The organism is Aquimarina amphilecti (genome assembly GCF_900109375.1).
Lineage (GTDB): Bacteria > Bacteroidota > Bacteroidia > Flavobacteriales > Flavobacteriaceae > Aquimarina > Aquimarina amphilecti.
In genome coordinates this window covers 649350-666788 of sequence record NZ_FOAB01000002.1, presented here as the reverse complement: position 1 = coordinate 666788, position 17439 = coordinate 649350, and the positions used below count along the sequence as shown (strand labels likewise).

At 31.8% G+C, this 17439-nt stretch carries 15 protein-coding genes; 7 read left to right on the top strand and 8 right to left on the bottom strand.

Annotated features, from left to right (window positions below; all coding sequences use genetic code 11):
- The first annotated feature begins 186 nt into the window (after positions 1–186).
- Both BMY33_RS07270 and BMY33_RS07265 read left to right on the top strand, forming a co-directional pair.
- On the top strand, positions 187–3096 hold the full coding sequence (locus tag BMY33_RS07270) for a CHAT domain-containing protein (RefSeq protein ID WP_091407086.1): 2910 nt from the start codon (positions 187–189) through the stop codon (positions 3094–3096).
- 142 nt (positions 3097–3238) lie between these two features.
- Entirely contained in the window at positions 3239–4249 is a 1011-nt protein-coding gene (locus tag BMY33_RS07265; protein WP_091407084.1) for an NAD-dependent epimerase/dehydratase family protein, read from the top strand.
- On the opposite strand, the gene BMY33_RS07260 is transcribed toward BMY33_RS07265, so the two are convergent.
- Genes BMY33_RS07260 through BMY33_RS07250 form a run of 3 tightly spaced genes read right to left on the bottom strand, consistent with a single transcriptional unit; the run spans position 4218 to position 6831 of the window.
- Positions 4218–4760, bottom strand: a complete 543-nt coding sequence (locus tag BMY33_RS07260; RefSeq protein ID WP_091407083.1) for a DUF4296 domain-containing protein — start codon at positions 4758–4760, stop codon at positions 4218–4220. The two genes, BMY33_RS07265 and BMY33_RS07260, sit on opposite strands and share 32 nt — an antisense overlap.
- Entirely contained in the window at positions 4757–6097 is a 1341-nt protein-coding gene (locus BMY33_RS07255; protein ID WP_091407081.1) for a dihydroorotase, read from the bottom strand. Before BMY33_RS07255 ends, BMY33_RS07260 begins: the two co-directional genes overlap by 4 nt.
- A gap of 2 nt (positions 6098–6099) precedes the next feature.
- Positions 6100–6831 carry a polyprenol monophosphomannose synthase gene (locus BMY33_RS07250; RefSeq protein ID WP_091407080.1) on the bottom strand — a complete coding sequence of 244 codons (732 nt, stop codon included), beginning with the start codon at positions 6829–6831 and terminating at the stop codon, positions 6100–6102.
- Between the two features lie 177 nt (positions 6832–7008).
- On the opposite strand from BMY33_RS07250, the gene BMY33_RS07245 reads away from it, so the two are divergent.
- A complete protein-coding gene (locus tag BMY33_RS07245; protein ID WP_091407078.1) occupies positions 7009–7662 on the top strand; it encodes a DUF4271 domain-containing protein in 654 nt (217 codons plus the stop codon).
- Between the two features lie 32 nt (positions 7663–7694).
- Positions 7695–8441 (top strand): uroporphyrinogen-III synthase, encoded by a 747-nt coding sequence (locus tag BMY33_RS07240; RefSeq protein ID WP_027394855.1) that lies wholly within the window; start codon positions 7695–7697, stop codon positions 8439–8441.
- A 97-nt stretch (positions 8442–8538) separates the two neighbouring features.
- Here the strand turns inward: BMY33_RS07240 and pckA are convergent, their stop codons facing one another.
- Both pckA and BMY33_RS07230 read right to left on the bottom strand, forming a co-directional pair.
- A complete protein-coding gene (pckA, locus tag BMY33_RS07235; RefSeq protein ID WP_091407076.1) occupies positions 8539–10155 on the bottom strand; it encodes a phosphoenolpyruvate carboxykinase (ATP) in 1617 nt (538 codons plus the stop codon).
- Between the two features lie 67 nt (positions 10156–10222).
- Entirely contained in the window at positions 10223–10606 is a 384-nt protein-coding gene (locus BMY33_RS07230; protein ID WP_091407074.1) for a DUF423 domain-containing protein, read from the bottom strand.
- A gap of 153 nt (positions 10607–10759) precedes the next feature.
- Between BMY33_RS07230 and BMY33_RS07225 the strand changes: the two genes are divergently transcribed.
- The 3 genes from BMY33_RS07225 to BMY33_RS07215 all read left to right on the top strand — a co-directional run bounded on the left by BMY33_RS07225 (position 10760) and on the right by BMY33_RS07215 (position 14010).
- Entirely contained in the window at positions 10760–12130 is a 1371-nt protein-coding gene (locus BMY33_RS07225; RefSeq protein WP_091407073.1) for a saccharopine dehydrogenase family protein, read from the top strand.
- 69 nt (positions 12131–12199) lie between these two features.
- A complete protein-coding gene (locus BMY33_RS07220; RefSeq protein WP_091407071.1) occupies positions 12200–12670 on the top strand; it encodes an Lrp/AsnC ligand binding domain-containing protein in 471 nt (156 codons plus the stop codon).
- Positions 12671–12759: 89 nt separating this feature from the next.
- Positions 12760–14010 carry a glycosyltransferase family 39 protein gene (locus BMY33_RS07215; protein WP_170837033.1) on the top strand — a complete coding sequence of 417 codons (1251 nt, stop codon included), beginning with the start codon at positions 12760–12762 and terminating at the stop codon, positions 14008–14010.
- Here the strand turns inward: BMY33_RS07215 and BMY33_RS07210 are convergent.
- From BMY33_RS07210 to ald, 3 genes are all read right to left on the bottom strand, one after another.
- Positions 13999–15417 (bottom strand): NAD(P)/FAD-dependent oxidoreductase, encoded by a 1419-nt coding sequence (locus tag BMY33_RS07210; protein ID WP_091407067.1) that lies wholly within the window; start codon positions 15415–15417, stop codon positions 13999–14001. The genes BMY33_RS07215 and BMY33_RS07210 overlap by 12 nt on opposite strands.
- Before the next feature lie 77 nt (positions 15418–15494).
- Positions 15495–16187, bottom strand: coding sequence for a zinc metallopeptidase (locus tag BMY33_RS07205; RefSeq protein WP_091407066.1), 693 nt, complete (start codon positions 16185–16187; stop codon positions 15495–15497).
- Between the two features lie 105 nt (positions 16188–16292).
- Positions 16293–17408, bottom strand: coding sequence for an alanine dehydrogenase (gene ald, locus BMY33_RS07200; protein WP_091407064.1), 1116 nt, complete (start codon positions 17406–17408; stop codon positions 16293–16295).
- Positions 17409–17439 lie beyond the last annotated feature (31 nt).

Here is a 17439-nt window from a genome sequence, read left to right as displayed (position 1 = left end):
AAAGTAACATTTTTGCCTTCTTTGCTATAAATAAATAGATAACGTTATCTATTTTTGATTTAAATCTTATAAAAAACAATTTTAATACAATTTTTTAAAAACAACCTCTTTTCTTAACTTAAAAATAATCAGTTATTGTACAAAGGGGTGAAATAAGTTAATCACAGTTTGCCTATCTTGTAATTTATGGAACGACTAGAATATCTTTTTGATATAAAGATTTTATGCTTTTTTATTCTTCTCATTCCTTTTAATAGGATTATTGCGCAATCGGCACAAGATAGTATTTTAGCTGCGCAGTATCTAAGAAAGGCAGAATCTTTATTAGCTGAAAAGAAATTAGATCGCTCTGTCATCTATTTTAAAAAAGCACTAGATGTTGAGCTAAAAATATATGGTCAGAATCATGAAAGAACCATCATTTATTATGACCGAATCGGTCTAATCTATAAAAATCTTGGTCAACATGAAATTGCTCTTGACTATTTTAAAACTTTTTTAAATCTTTCTATCAAAAGGTACGGGAGGTATCATTTTTATGCTGGATCTGGATTCTTAAACATCGGAGTAACCTATAAAAATTTATTCCGATATGACTTAGCCTTAGAAAATTACCAAAAATCCTTAATGACCTATGAATATCTTAGAAAAAAAGATATGACTGCCTTTATATATGACAATATAGGAGAGGTTTTTACTAAGAATGGAGAAAACACTAAAGCAATAGAATATTATAATAAGAGTATAAAAATAGGAACTAAATTATTTGGTGAAAATTACATAAAAAATGCAAAAAGCTACCAAAACATAGGTATTCTTTATAATGATAAAAAAGAATATGAAAAATCGCTTTCTTACTATCAAAAAAGTATAAAAATACATATCAATGCTTACGGAGAAAATAACTTAACGGTAGCCCAGTTATATTCTGACATAGGGGATATTTACAGGAATAAAGAAGAGTATGATTTAGCACTAGATTATTATCAAAATTCTCTAAAATCCTATACAAGTGTTTTAGACAAAAATGATCCCAAAATTGTAAATCTAAATCTACAAATAGCAAGTATTTATATCAGAAAAAAGAAATACGATGAAGCTCTTAAATATTATGAAACAGGCTTAAGCACTTTTCAAAGAACACTTGGAGAAAATCATTTAAGAACTTCTGATTTCTATTATAATATTGCAAAGGTTTACGACAGAAAAAAAGATTTTAACAAGGCTATTTCTTTTTATGACAAAGCAGTAATCGCTAACAGGAAAATTAATCATACTAGTATTGGCAGAGGCCTCTTTGATCCTAGTGAATATTATGATTTAAAACTATTGCTAACCGTACTTCATGGAAAAGCAAAAACATTACAATCAAAATATATAGAAAATGAAGATCTTGGGGATTTGTGTATCAGTTTAAAAATATATGAAGAAGTAGATATCCTAATCGATTATATCAGAAAATCTTACCAGAATTATCAAGACAAAATTATATTCGCCTCAAGCGCGAGAGAAGTCTATGGAGATGCAATAGAAGCTCAATTCCTATTTCACAAAGAAGTACAAGAACAACAAACTATCGAAAAGATAATTTACTATATAGAAAAAAGTAAAGCTAACGCTCTTAAGGATTTAATCAATGAATCAAAGACAAAAGAATTTGCAGGATTATCTAAAGAATTACTAGAGTTAGAGAAAAGCCAAAGAATTAACAGAGCATTTTATCAATCTAGAATCATTGAAGAAAGATCGAAATCTACTGTTAACAATTCAAGAGTTCAGGAATATGAAAACAAGTTATCACGCCTAAAAAAAACAGAAGATTCCCTAACCACAATTATAAAAAACAACTACCCTAAATATCATAAATTAAAATATAAAAACACAATAGTTTTAGTTGATGACATTCAAAAAATGCTAAAAGACAAATCTAGCTTATTAGAGTTCTTTGTATCAGATCAGACTATTTATGCCTTTATTATTACTAAAAATAGAATTGAAGTAAAAGAACTAAAAATCCCTAAATTAAATGAAAAGATCCAGGAATTCCGGTTAGCTATCACTGATAAAAACACAATTACATACAAAACTATTGCGCACCAACTGTATCAAGATTTAATAGCTCCGTTAAAAGATTTTTTTACTGGTTCAGAATTAGTAATTGTTCCGGATGGAGCTTTATGGCATCTTAATTTTGATTTGTTATTAACTAGAAAAGATAACACAAACAATCCAAAAGAATTATCTTATTTATTGAAAGAATATATAGTTTCTTATGCAAATTCCGCTAACCTATTAGTAGGTTCAGATGAAAAAAGTGCTTTCGATTTTACTCAAATGCAAAAAGAATGTTTAGCATTTTCTTTCTCTAATAATATTGATCAACAAAATTCAAACACTATCAGTTTATCTGCTCTTACTGAATATGAAAATGATCTTCCAGGAACTCGTAAAGAAATCAAATCAATCGCAAAGATTATCGATGGAAATTATTTCTATGGATTAGAAGCTGTAGAAAAGAATTTTAAAAAGAATGTAAGTGAATATAACATTTTACACCTTGCACTGCACGGCGAAGTAGATAATGAAAGACCAGAAAACTCTAAGCTCTTTTTTACCCAAAGCAATGACTCGATAGAAGATGATCTTTTACATAGTCATGAATTATTCGCGTTAAATATCCCCGCAGAACTTACTGTCCTTAGTGCTTGTAATACTGGAACGGGAAAAATTGCTAAAGGAGAAGGAATTATGAGTTTAGGTACAGCATTCCAATATGCTGGTGCAAAAAGTTTATTACTGAGTAGCTGGGATGTATCTGATCAGACTACTCCAGATTTAATGAAATATTTCTACACTAATTTAAAGGAAGGAATGAGTAAAGGAGAAGCACTACAACAAGCAAAACTTCAATACTTAAACAGAGCTAATATAAACCGAATACATCCTTTTTATTGGGGAGGTTTTTATTTAATAGGAGACACCACTCCAATTAAATTCAATAATTACTATGCTTGGTATTGGTCAATTATAGGAGTTTCTATACTTGCCATATTTGCCCTGATTTTTCTTTGGTACAAAAAAAGAAAGTCAACATAAAAAACAAAGTATACTTACAATAATAAAGGTCGCGAAACCCTTCAAGAAATATACACAGATCATTACTATCCATTAACTTTTTAACTATCAAAACTTAATATTAATTGCTAATTGTTTACATTAGTATTATAGAACAAAAACTATGATATTAGTTACCGGAGCCACTGGTCTAGTAGGCACCCATTTATTAATTAAACTGTTAGAAGAAAAGCATCAAGTACGTGCTTTATACAGAACAATTAGTAAAAAAGAATATGCAAAAAGTGTATTTATTCAATGCTGTAAATCTGAGGATCAAGACACATTCGAAACTATAGAATGGATTCAAGGTGATCTTACTGACATCCCAACACTAACAACTGCTTTTGAGGGAATAACTCATGTATACCATTGTGCAGCAATGATATCATTTAATCCTTCTCATTATAAAATGTTACGCAAAACCAATATACAAGGTACTGCTAACATTGTAAATTTATCATTAATTCATAACGTGCAAAAGCTTTGTTATGTAAGCTCAATAGCCACCATAAGTGAGAATAATTCGCAAAAACCAATTAATGAAACTTCAGAATGGAATCCAGAAATTTCCGATTCTGTTTATGCCATTACAAAATATGGTGCAGAAATGGAAGTATGGCGAGGTACCCAAGAAGGCCTAGACACTGTAATTGTAAATCCAGGAATTATTATTGGTCGGGGTTTTTATAATTCAGGAAGTGGATATTTATTTAAGAAAATAAATAGAGGAATGAAATACTACACGACCGGAACTACTGGATATGTTGCTGTAGACGATGTAGTAAAAATAATGTGTCGTCTTATGAATAGTGAAATAAAAAATCAACGATACATCTTAGTTTCAGAAAATCTAAGTTTTAAAAGTGCGTTTACCATGATTGCTAAAGCACTTAACAAATCTACCCCAAAAAAGAAAATATCACCTTTTTTGATGAAAGTTGCCTATTATATACAACGGTTTAGCCATCTATTTTTTCGAACAAAAAGAACAATATTTAAATCCTCTATAAAAAGCGCATTCTCAAATTCCTTTTATGAAAATGATAAAATAAAAAAAGAACTTACTTATAGTTTCACTCCTGTAGAAAAAGCTATTGAAACTACTGCTTCTTTTTTCCAGAAAGAGAATTAGAACTACTTCTTTTCTTAACTGCATTTTCCTTTTCTACATCTATTAGTTCTTTTCTAATTGATTCAAGTTCATCCAAATCTTCTGGTAATATTTTATCGTCTTTAAGATTGTTTTTTGCTCTCTTAATAGAATCTTCTATCTTTTTTAGAGAATCTTCTTCTTTTTTTAATTTTTCGAATTTTACTTTTGAAACCTCTAAGTTGCTTTTCACTTTCGTGAAAATCTCTTCATATTTATCCAATTGACTTGTATACCAATTATTATTATCAGCAAAAACCAAACTATCAATCCCGTGTTTCTCTAAAATGTAAGCCTCCGGATTTATTTTTTCAATATCAAAAACCTTTTTATAACTCCCCTTCGCTGCCTTTACAAAGGCAATATCCGTAAGTATTTCAATCATCTTATCTTCTGCAATTAGATTTTCAGGTTTACTAACCTTATTTAGGTTTTGGCAGGAGAAACCAACAAGAACGATTATAAAAACACTATAAACTATATTCTTTTTCATCTATCAAAAGTTAATCGTTGGGCATTTTTAACATCGTAGAATTTAAAATTCTTATACACTAAACTACCATTAACAAAAGTATGAGTAATTCTTGATTTAAAGGTAGTTCCTTCAAATGGTGACCAACCACATTTATATGCTATATTATCTGTATTTACCGTCCAGGGAGCATTAAGATCTACCAAAACTGCATCTGCACAATATCCTTCTTTAATATACCCTCTTTTCTCAACCTGAAATAAGATTGCAGGATTATGACACATTTTCTCTACAATTTTTTCTAAGGAAATCTTGTCTCTATGGTAAAATTCTAACATCGCTGGTAATGCATGTTGCACTAACGGACCTCCTGATGGAGCCTTGGTATATACATTATCTTTTTCCTCTTTTGTATGAGGTGCATGATCCGTAGCAATTACATCTAACTTATCTTCAAGCAAAGCCTTAAATAAAGCATCCCTATCCTTTGGCGTTTTTACTGCAGGATTCCACTTTATCAAAGTCCCTTTTTGTTTATAGTCTTCATTAGAGAACCAAAGATGATGGATACATACCTCTGCAGTAATTTTTTTATCTTTTAGAGGAATTTTATTTGTAAACAATTCTAACTCCTTTGCTGTAGAAAGGTGAAAAACATGCAATCTAGCACCTGTTTTTTTTGCTAGAGCAACTGCTCTAGAGGATGATAAGTAACAAGCTTCTTCACTCCTAATGACCGGATGCATCTCGATAGGTATATCATCTCCGTACTCATCTTTGTATTTCGCAGTATTCTTTTTTATCGTCTCTTCATCCTCGCAATGCACCGAAATTAACAAATCAGTAGATGAAAAAATCTTCTCTAAAACTTCTGGATTATCAACCAGCATATTTCCTGTAGAAGAACCTAAAAACAGTTTAAGTCCTGCTACATTACTTGGATCTACTTTTAATATCTCTTCAAGATTATCATTCGTTCCGCCAAACATAAAAGAATAGTTAGCATAACTGGTTTCAGCAGCTATATTAAACTTTTCTTCAAGTTTCTCTATAGTAGTAGTTTGTGGGTTTGTATTTGGCATCTCAATAAAAGATGTTATACCACCTGCTATAGCTGCTCTAGATTCAGTTTCTATGGTAGCCTTATGTGTTAACCCTGGTTCTCTAAAATGAACTTGATCATCAATAACTCCTGGTAAAAGATATTTTCCTTCTGCATCAAACACCTGTACATCCGGGGATTTAGCGCTAATCTGCGATGCAATTTCTTTAAAGAAACCATTCTCTATGTATACATCTCCATTAAAAATCTTTCCCTCATTAACAATATTTGCATTCTTAATCAATACACTATTCATGATCATATTTCATAACTATTAAACATACTCTTTAATTTCATACGTAAAACTCCGAAAACAGCTTCAGAAATAATTCCTTTACTCATTTTTGAAGTACCACGTGTTCTGTCCGTAAATATTACGGGTATTTCCTTTATTTTAAATTTTGACAAATACGCTTTATATTTCATTTCTATCTGAAAAGCATATCCTACAAATTTGATTTTATTCAGATTAATTTTCTCTAAAACTTCTCTTTTATAACAAATAAAACCCGCTGTAGTGTCATGCACATCCATCCCTGTAATAAATCGCACATATTTTGATGCTAACCAAGATAAAAGTACTCTACTCATAGGCCAATTAACAACATTTACACCTGTTACATATCGTGACCCAACCGCAACCTGTGATGTCCCCTTAGCACAAGCATTATACAATCTTATCAAATCATTTGGATTATGTGAGAAATCCGCATCCATTTCAAAAATGTATTCATAAGACCTCTCTAAAGCCCATTTAAACCCTGTAATGTAAGCTGTTCCCAACCCTAACTTTCCTTCTCTTTCTAATAGAAACAAATGTTCCGGATACTCCTCTTGTAGTACCTTAACTTTTGCAGCTGTGCCATCTGGAGAGTTATCGTCTACAATCAGAATATCAAAATCACGTTGGAGTGCAAGCACATTTTTTATAATGCGCTCCACATTTTCAATCTCATTATAGGTAGGAATAATTACTACGGCATCCACCATCTAAGCTGTTTTCAGGCAAATATAACTAAATAATCACTAGATTATTTTCAGTTTTTAACGCTATTATTATTGTTTATTTATATAACTATCTCTAAAAATTAGTGTTGCATCTTTATTTACAACACTTTATTTTATTATGTAATACGTATGACTTAATTTTATCCCTTTCAAAAGAGTATGAAAGTTATTGTTAGAGAAATTATAGCAACAGATTGGATCACCATAGTAATTATGACCTCAATTATATTGCTAGCATCCGCTAGACTTATGAATTCTGTTCGTTTTTCTGAATTTATAATGCTTTTTAACACCAATAAGTACGTAGTTATAAATCAAAAAGGCAACAAACTATCTACATTTTTTAATGGGGTTCTGATGCTAGTTCAAATTCTTTCTATATCACTATTTGCTTATTTAAGTGTAGAAGCATTCCAGTGGCAAGGAGATCATATAGATATGATGCTCTATTTTAAAATTGCTGCTCTTTACCTATTCGTAGTTATATGTAAAATTTTAGTAGAAAAAATCATTTCCACTATATTTTCCATAGAAACTTTAATTGAAGATTACTTATTTTATAAAATTTCATATCGTAATTTTTTAGGGGTTATTTTATTACCTCTTAATTTATTATTCGTTTATAGTGTGAAACCTTCAAAAATTGTTGTGATTGTATTGATAGTTTCTCTGTTGATATTAAACCTAATCATACTTTTTTCTGTATACAGAAGGAATGAAAACGTCATTTTAAACAACTTGTTTTATTTTATTTTGTATCTTTGCGCTCTTGAAATCGCGCCCTATTTTATGCTGTACAAGCTAATTATATAATTTAGGAAGACGTTTAGAAATAAAGACTATATATGAAAGTGAAAACGATTTTGGTCTCACAGCCAGAGCCTAAAGTAGAAAATTCGCCTTATTTCGAACTTGAGGAGAAAGAAAAGGTAAAAATTGACTTTATACCGTTTATTCACGTAGAGGGCGTAGATGCTAAGGAAGTGAGACAACAAAAAGTAGATTTATCGCAATACACTGCGATTATACTTACCAGTAGAAACTCTGTAGATCATTTTTTTAGAATCGCTGAAGAAATGCGTTTCAAAGTTCCTGATGCTCTTAAATATTTCTGTCAGAGTGAAGCTGTTGCTTATTACTTGCAAAAGTATGTAGTTTATAGAAAAAGGAAGATTTATGTAGGTAAACGTACTTTTCAAGAATTAACTCCTTTGATTAAGAAATATAAAAACGAGAAGTTTTTATTACCATCTTCTGATAAGTTAAAGCCAGAAATTCCGGATACTTTAGACAATTTAAAGGTACAATGGAAGCAAGCTATTTTTTACAAAACAGTAGTTAGCGACCTTTCTAACCTAAGGGATGTATTTTATGATATTTTAGTGTTTTTTAGCCCTTCAGGTATAAAATCATTATTTGAAAACTTCCCAGACTTTAAACAAAATGATACCCGTATTGCCGTTTTTGGAAATTCTACAGTAAAAGCTGCTAAAGAACATAATTTGGAAGTGAATATACAAGCTCCAACTCCAGAAACACCTTCAATGACAATGGCATTGCAGAAATACATTAAAGAAGCGAATAAGAAATAAACATAATTCATATACTACCAAAGCAGGTAGTTAAAATAAAAAAGCCTGGAATTTAAATTCCAGGCTTTTTTATTTCGAAAATTATTTTTCGTTTTTATTAAAGACCATATCGTTGTGGTCCTCCTCTGCGGATTTCCTCATTAGCGTATGACTCAAATTTTTTGAAATTTTCTCTAAATGCATTTGTTAGTTTAAATGCGGTTTTATAGTACTTTTCATCATTATCCCAAGTAGCTCTAGGACTAAGTAATTTAGTCGGAACTCCTGGACACTCTCTTGGTTGCGCAACTCCAAACACAGAATGAATATGATAGTTATCATAAGAATATAATCCTAGATCACCATTAAGAACAGCCTGAATCATAGCACGAGTATATTTCAACTTAATTCTAGTCCCAACACCATAAGGTCCACCGGTCCATCCCGTATTTACTAACCATACGTTCACTCCGGTATCTTTCATTTTTTTAACTAACATTTCTGCATACTTAGCAGGGTGTAACGGCATAAATGGTGCACCAAAACAAGCTGAAAAAGAAGGTGTAGGCTCAACAACTCCAGCTTCAGTTCCTGCAACCTTAGCAGTATACCCCGATATGAAATGATATGCAGCCTGACTAGGAGTTAACTTAGAAATAGGAGGCATCACACCAAACGCATCAGCAGTTAAAAAGAATATATTCTTTGGATTTTTACCAATAGAAGACTCTTGAATATTATCAATATGATAAATAGGATAACTTACCCTAGTATTTTGAGTTATGGAAGTATCTGCATAATCAACTTCCCCATTGTCATCCATTACTATATTTTCCAGAATCGCTCCCTTTTTAATAGCTCCAAAAATTTCTGGCTCCTTTTCTGCAGAAAGATCAATTACTTTAGCATAACAACCACCTTCAAAATTAAAGATAGTATTTTCTTTAGTCCAACCATGTTCATCATCTCCGATCAATTTACGATTTGGATCCGTAGACAGAGTTGTTTTCCCTGTTCCAGAAAGTCCAAAAAAGATAGCTGTATCTCCTTCTTCTCCCACATTAGCTGAGCAATGCATAGGAAGTGTCTCTTTATATACTGGCAATATAAAATTTAACGCAGAAAAAATACCTTTTTTGATCTCACCAGTATATCCGGTTCCTCCAATAAGTGCAATTTTTTTAGTGAAATTTAATATCGCAAAATTATGCTGGCGTGTACCATCGACAGATGCATCCGCCATAAACCCTGGAGCATTAATTACAGTCCATTCTGGGTCAAATCCTTTTAACTCCTCTTCCGTTGGCCTAAGAAACATATTATAAGCAAACATATTAGACCAAGGATATTCATTAATCACTCGTATGTTTAATTTATAATCAGAATCAGCACAAGCGTAGCTATCTCTAACAAATATTTCTTTACCAGAAAGATATGAGATAACTTTATCATATAATGCATCAAAAGCATTAGGCTCAAAAGGAATATTGATATCACCCCACCATATTTTTTCGGCAGTGATTTGATCTTTTACAATAAAACGATCCATTGGTGAACGACCAGTAAACTCGCCTGTATTAACAGCAAGCGTCTCATTTTTTGTAAGTTTTCCTTGTCCCTTTTGCACCGTTTCTTCCTGAAGCTCATCTGGAGATAACTGGTAGCGTATTGTCGCATTTTCAATACCGTAATGCTTTAACGAAATCGTTTTCGTAATTGGATACAGTGGTTCCATAAAAATATGTTGTGTTTGTTATGTTTGACAAAATTATAAATAAAAACTACACCAACCGTCAAAAAAATCACTTAATCTTAACAAGAGAAATTATAAAGAAAATCCAGCCAAAAATTAACAATAACCCTCCTAAAGGTGTAATAAAGCCAATACTTGATAGAGAAATTCCTAATACTTCATCCATAACCAAAAGGTAAATTGATCCAGAAAAAAGAATCATCCCTGCCAAGAAGAAATAAAAAATACGTTTTTTAGCAACATCCTGTATAACATCCATGTTTCCTAAAATTATTAAAATAATCGCGTGATACATTTGATAACGAACACCTGTTTCAAAAGAATCAATACTAGCCTTATCCACAAGTTTCTCTAATCCGTGAGCTCCAAATGCTCCAAATAGCACAGCCAATAAGGCCGCAAATCCTCCGGTAATCAAAATTGTTTTATTCATTCCTTTTTCAGTAATAATTGATCATTTTTTTAAATAAAAAATGAATTTTAGACAAATTTTGTTTCAATATATAATGAATACGTCAAAATTGAGAACTTACTTTTTGATGTATTTACTACATTCGCATCAAAGTTATCAAAATAATATTTAGATATGCGAAAGATACTAGTCATTGGCGCAGGTAAATCAACAGCAGTTTTAATCAAATATTTTCAGGATAAATCTATTTCTGAAGATTTACATATAACAATTGGAGATATTTCTCTTGCAAATGCAAAAACATTAGCTGCTGATCATCCCAAAACTATTGCCATCACATTAGATGTTTTTGATCAAAACTCTAGAAAAGAAGCTATCAAAAATGCAGACATCATTGTATCTATGCTTCCTGCTAGATTTCATATCGAAGTAGCAAAAGACTGCCTAAGATTAGGAAAGTCAATGGTAACAGCTTCTTATGTAAGTAAGGAAATGAAAGAACTTGATGAAGAGGTTAAGAAAAAAGGACTTATTTTCATGAATGAGATTGGAGTAGATCCTGGTATTGATCATATGAGTGCTATGCAGGTAATCGATAGAATCAGAAATCAAGGTGGAAAAATAATTTTATTTGAATCTTTTACAGGAGGACTTGTAGCTCCAGAAAGCGATACAAATCTTTGGAATTATAAATTTACTTGGAACCCACGAAATGTAGTTGTAGCAGGACAAGGCGGTGCCGCTGAATTTCTTCAGGAAGGAGCTTATAAATACATCCCTTATCATAAATTATTTAGAAGAACTGAATTTTTAGAAGTAGAAAATTACGGTAGATTTGAAGCTTACGCTAACAGAAACTCTCTAAAATATCAAAGTATTTATGGTTTAGAGGATATTTTAACCCTATATCGGGGAACAATAAGAAGAGTCGGTTTTTCTAAAGCTTGGAATATTTTTGTTCAATTAGGAATGACTGCTGATGATTACACCTTAGCAAACTCAGAGCATATGAGTTATCGTGATTTTACAAACTCATTTCTTGCTTATTCTCCAACTGATTCTGTAGAACTAAAGCTTCGTCATTATCTAAAAATTGATCAAGATGATATTATCTGGGATAAACTGTTAGAACTTGATATTTTTAACAATCATAAGAAAGTTGGGATTCCTAATGCAACCCCTGCGCAGATCCTACAGAAAATTTTAATGGACAAATGGACATTGAATGAAGGAGACAAAGATATGATTGTGATGTACCACAAGTTTGGATACGAACTTAACGGAGAACGCAAACAAATAGATGCAACAATGGTTAGTATTGGCGAAGATCAAAAATACACCTCCATGGCAAAAACCGTTGGACTTCCTGTTGCAATGGCGACCCTAAAAATTTTAAATAAAGAAATCACATCTACCGGAGTGCAAATACCTATTACAGAGGAAGTATATGCTCCTATTCTAAAAGAACTAGAAGAATATGGAATAATATTTAACGAAAAAGAACGCGAATACCTCGGGTATAATCCTGATGGTGTTAAAGGATAATTCTAAAAAATGTTCTGATTTTAAATCTTATCCTCTATTTTTGATTGATAATTGTAATCATATTTCTTTATGAAAAGCCAATATGGTAATTTAAAAATAGATGGTATAGACAAAGAGATTCTTCGTAATCTTATGGAAGATGCTCGAAGACCTATCTTAGAAATCGCAAGAAAAATAGGAATTTCTGGCGCAGCTATTCATCAACGATTAAGAAAGCTAGAAGCCTCTGGTCTTATCGCAGGCTCTAAATTTATCATTGACCCAAAAGTATTAGGATATAAAACCATGGCTTTTGTTGGTGTATATTTGGACAAAGCAGTTAGCAACCCAAAAGCAGTAAAACAGTTAAAAGATATTCCCGAAGTTATTGAATGCCACTACACCACTGGGAACTGGTCTATATTTATTAAAATACTTTGCAAAGATAATGAACACCTAATGAACGTATTAAATAAAGAGATACAGGCTATCGAAGGTGTTTCTAGAACTGAAACATTCATATCTTTAGATCAACAAATTAGCCGACAGATAAAGATATGATAATCAGGACCAGTCCTTTTACTATAGGATTAATAGGATTTCATCTTTTATTCTTCATTACAAAAATTTTTATTGGAGATTTCTTCTTAATGGACTCTTATGAATATTACGAATTAGCTAAAAATGTTTTAACTGATTTTGAATTTTATTCAAAAGATTTAAATGGCACTATAGATTACCGACATTACACCAAAAGACCTCCTTTATATAGTATATTTATTATTATTTCTTCTTTATTCTTAAAAACAAAAATAGGAATATTACTATGTCAAAATATTATTTCCATATGTAGTATTCTATTAATCAAACGGGTATTTGAAGAAAATAATTTTAAAATAAATAAAGGTCTCTTTTTCTTTTTTATCATCACATCTATAAATCAATTCATTTATAGCAACCTTATAATGAGTGAGATATTTTTTCAATTCATTATAGTTCTGCTCATCTATAGATTACATCATTCCATAAAGAATCCTTCTTGGAAAAACATTCTTTGGTACCAAATAGTTATAATATTATTGTTTTTAACAAAACCTGTTTTTTACTTATTTATAATTCCTAATATTTTAATCACATACTTATTGTACAAGAAAAGCAAAATCAGATTTAGCACGCTTAGTGCTATATTACCAATTCTAATTTTTATTTTATACTCTTCTTGGAATTTCAAAAGAACAGGAAGCTCTGACTTCTCTAGCATTCAGAATATTAACTTACTGGAGTGGAATCTAAAATATTTTCACGAAAATAAATTTGGCGCGGAAAAAGCTAAAATAATTTCGGATCAAATCAAACAAGAAGCATTAGTAATTGATGACTATAGCAGGCAACAAAATTTTATTAAAAAAGAGGTAATCTCTCACATTAAAGGCGACATCATAAGCTATAGCATATTTCACATGAAAGGATGCATAAGAATATTTATTGACCCAGGAAGATTTGATCTATTCAATTTTTTTAAAATGCATTCAGAAAATCCTGAAGTCGGACTGCTCCATCATATTAACAGCAATGGTATTAAAGGAGCAATAATGTTTCTAAGTAAACAACCCGTACTGCTTCTTTTTATCTTGAGTATTATTTTAATTTTTAACCTTTTAAAAGGTATTGGGTTTATTTGGTTTTGGGTTAAGAATTATCGTAAAATAAATTTCATATTAGGCACAGTCTTATTTATTATTTTATACATCGTTGCACTAACAGGTCCTTTAGGAGCTTCACGGTTTTTCGTGCCTATTCTTCCAAGTTATTTAATTATATCTGCATTGGGTTTTAGCGATTTAACAACTTCCCTAAAAACTCACTACATTGAGAAAAGAAGAAATAAATCATTGAATTAGCACATCTTTAACATCACCATCTTCCTGATATTCTGTATCCGTATTAATTTTCCACAAATCAACATTTGTATTATTGATAATATTTTCTGCAGCAAGAATTCCCATTAAAATAGAATGATCCTGATTATTATATTTAAAAGCTCCATACCGACCTATTGGAATAAGCTTTTCTATATTATCTAAATAATTTTCAATAACATCTAAATGATTCCTATACCCAATTTCATACACAGGATAACATTTAGGAACCCTCACAATTTTGGCATTATTTACAACCTCTGATTCATTGATCAACTTTAAAACTTTCAACTCTCTAATCGCTAAATCACTTAAGTATTTATCATCTGCACTCCATATTGAATCCGAATCAAACGCCCAAAATTCTAAACAAAGAATAGTGCTTTTTTTTCCTTTATTTAAACTTGGACACCAATTTCTAAAATTAGTAATTCTCCCGTGCTTAACTTCTGGTGAATGTACATAAATCCAATTATCTTCAAATAAATCATCCCTATCTATCTCTAAATACACCAAAATTGTATTTCTAAAATACAACTTATTAGAAGCACCTAAAACCGCTTTTGGAACAGAATCCATTCCTTTAAGCAAAGAGGTTAGCGGCATAGATGATATTACATAATCAGCTTCATGTTTCTCTCCATCTATTGTTATTATTCCTTTACACTGATTATTCTCTATAACAATACTCTGAACAGGTTTATTTTTATGTATAACGCCATCATTCTCCTCGACATAAATAGCTGAACGTTCATATAGAGTACCTGTACCATTTTTGGGATATGAAAACTCATCCACCAAAGTTTTATGTTTATTTCCTTTATTTCCTTTAAAGGCATTCCACACTGCTTCAAATAAAGAAAGTCCTTTTATTCGCTGTGCAGCCCAATCGGCATCAATTTTAGAACAAGGTATACCCCACAGTTTTTCTGTATAATATTTAAAAAAAATAGTATACAACTTTTTCCCAAAACGATTAGTAACCCATTTTTCAAAGGTTTCTGGATTTCTTACAGGAAATAAACGTTGTTTCCCGTAATAAAATAAAATACTAAAAATAGTAGCGATAGATAGGTTCCCCAATACATTTAGTAATTTAAGAGGGTAATCAAAAAACCGTTTTTTGTAATATATACGTGTAAGACGATTTACCAATGTATAATCATCTTTTACTATTTCATCAAAGAAGTTGTTGATTTTAGGTTCTTTAGAAAAGAATCTATGAGGTCCCAAATCTACTCTTTGACCCCAAAGATCAAAACTTCTAGACATTCCCCCTATATTGGAAGATGCTTCAAAAACTTCTACATCTATATCATTTTTGCTAAGCGTATAAGCAGCACTTAATCCTGCTGGCCCAGCACCAATGACAATTACCTTCTTCGCCAATTTATTTTACATCTAAAATTAGTGCCAAAAGATACAGAAATAAAAACAAGACCAAGTGTAATATCTTTCTATATTACCTAATCCCTTCTACCCATAAAAATTGAAATAAAATACAACAACGTCGCAAGAGAACCTAAAGCAGCTACAACATATGTTCTCGCAGCCCATTTTAACGCATCTTTTGCCCCATTATATTCTTCTTGATTTACCATTCTATTATCTTCTAACCAAGCTAAAGCACGATTACTTGCATCATATTCCACTGGCAATGTTATAAAGGCAAATAAGGTAGTCACTGCAAACAAAATAATCCCTACTAGAAAAATTGTGTTTCCAAGCAAGGAACCAGTAGCAGACAAAACCAAACCTCCCATAATAACAAGGTTTGATAGCTTACTGGCAATACCAACCGCTGGAACAATCTTAGATCTCATCGTTAACCATCCATAAGCAGTTGCATGTTGAACGGCATGTCCAACTTCATGAGCCGCTACTGCTGCTGCTGCTGCGTTTCTCTGATTATAGACTCCTTCACTTAAATTAACGGTTTTATTTCTTGGATTATAGTGATCTGTTAGCATTCCTGGTGTAGAAATTACTTTTACATCTCGTATCCCATTATCTTGTAACATTTTCGTTGCAATCTCCGCTCCACTCATTCCATTCTGAAGGTGTACCTTGGAGTAATGTTTGAATTTGCTTTTTAGCTTGCTACTTACAAATGAACTAACCAAGAAGATAATTCCCGCTATGACATAATATCCCATCATAATTAAAACTTTTTTGTTATTAAATTTACAATAATAAAAGCAAAAACCTCGCCATAAAGACGAGGTTTTCAGTTAAATAAACTTGAGTTAGCCAATAAGTCGAGTTTAACTTAAATAGTTATTTACATCTTCCAGAGGAAGGTTAAATGCTTCTGAAATAGCAGGATACACCACATCTCCATTGATCACATTCAATCCTTTTTTAAGTGGCTCATTCTCTGCACAGGCAGCTTTCCAACCTTTATTTGCCAATTGAATTGCATATGACAAAGTAACATTCGTAAGTGCCAAAGTTGATGTATAAGGTACTGCTCCTGGCATATTTGCCACAGAATAATGTACTACATCGTCAATAATATATACAGGATCTTGATGTGTTGTAGGTTTTGTTGTCTCAAAACAACCACCTTGATCCACAGCAACATCTACTAATACAGTCCCAGCGCGCATATCTTTAAGCATATCACGAGTGATCAGCTTAGGTGCTTTTGCTCCAGGTATCAATACGCCTCCGATAATTAAATCAGAAGTTTTTATGTGATTACGAACCGTATATTCGTTAGAAAATTCAGTATTTACATTAGCAGGCATTACATCATCAAGATAACGCAATCTTTTCATACTAATATCAAGAATAGTAACATCAGCTCCCATTCCCGCTGCCATCTTTGCAGCTTGCGTACCAACAACACCACCACCAAGCACTAATACTTTAGCTGGAGCAACTCCAGGTACACCTCCAAGAAGAATTCCTCTTCCTTTTAAAGGTTTTTCTAAATATTTAGCTCCTTGCTGGATCGACATACGTCCTGCTACCTCACTCATTGGAGTTAATAAAGGTAAGCTGCGATCAGGATCTTCTACTGTTTCATAAGAGATACAAACCGACCCACTCTCGATCATCGCATTAGTCAAAGGCTCACTTGACGCGAAATGAAAATAAGTGAATAATAACTGATCTTTCTTGATCAATTTATATTCTGGCTCTATAGGCTCTTTTACCTTTATAATCATTTCTGCAATTGCATATACCTCCTCTATCGTAGGTAATATTTTTGCGCCAGCACCTATATATTCTTCGTCACTAAAACCACTCTGAAGACCAGCATTTTGCTGAATGAAAACAGTGTGACCATGTCCAACGAGTGCCATCGTACCTGCAGGTGTAACACCTACTCTGTTCTCGTTATTCTTGATTTCCTTAGGAACACCAATTATCATATTCTTATTTTTGGGTCGAAAATAGAAGTTT

Coding starts and splice junctions, on each gene's coding strand:
- BMY33_RS07270 (WP_091407086.1), top strand. CDS start 187: ATGGAACGACTAGAATATCTTTTTGATATAAAGATTTTATGCTTTTTT.
- BMY33_RS07265 (WP_091407084.1), top strand. CDS start 3,239: ATGATATTAGTTACCGGAGCCACTGGTCTAGTAGGCACCCATTTATTA.
- BMY33_RS07260 (WP_091407083.1), bottom strand. CDS start 4,760: ATGAAAAAGAATATAGTTTATAGTGTTTTTATAATCGTTCTTGTTGGT.
- BMY33_RS07255 (WP_091407081.1), bottom strand. CDS start 6,097: ATGAATAGTGTATTGATTAAGAATGCAAATATTGTTAATGAGGGAAAG.
- BMY33_RS07250 (WP_091407080.1), bottom strand. CDS start 6,831: ATGGTGGATGCCGTAGTAATTATTCCTACCTATAATGAGATTGAAAAT.
- BMY33_RS07245 (WP_091407078.1), top strand. CDS start 7,009: ATGAAAGTTATTGTTAGAGAAATTATAGCAACAGATTGGATCACCATA.
- BMY33_RS07240 (WP_027394855.1), top strand. CDS start 7,695: ATGAAAGTGAAAACGATTTTGGTCTCACAGCCAGAGCCTAAAGTAGAA.
- pckA (WP_091407076.1), bottom strand. CDS start 10,155: ATGGAACCACTGTATCCAATTACGAAAACGATTTCGTTAAAGCATTAC.
- BMY33_RS07230 (WP_091407074.1), bottom strand. CDS start 10,606: ATGAATAAAACAATTTTGATTACCGGAGGATTTGCGGCCTTATTGGCT.
- BMY33_RS07225 (WP_091407073.1), top strand. CDS start 10,760: ATGCGAAAGATACTAGTCATTGGCGCAGGTAAATCAACAGCAGTTTTA.
- BMY33_RS07220 (WP_091407071.1), top strand. CDS start 12,200: ATGAAAAGCCAATATGGTAATTTAAAAATAGATGGTATAGACAAAGAG.
- BMY33_RS07215 (WP_170837033.1), top strand. CDS start 12,760: ATGGACTCTTATGAATATTACGAATTAGCTAAAAATGTTTTAACTGAT.
- BMY33_RS07205 (WP_091407066.1), bottom strand. CDS start 16,187: ATGATGGGATATTATGTCATAGCGGGAATTATCTTCTTGGTTAGTTCA.
- ald (WP_091407064.1), bottom strand. CDS start 17,408: ATGATAATTGGTGTTCCTAAGGAAATCAAGAATAACGAGAACAGAGTA.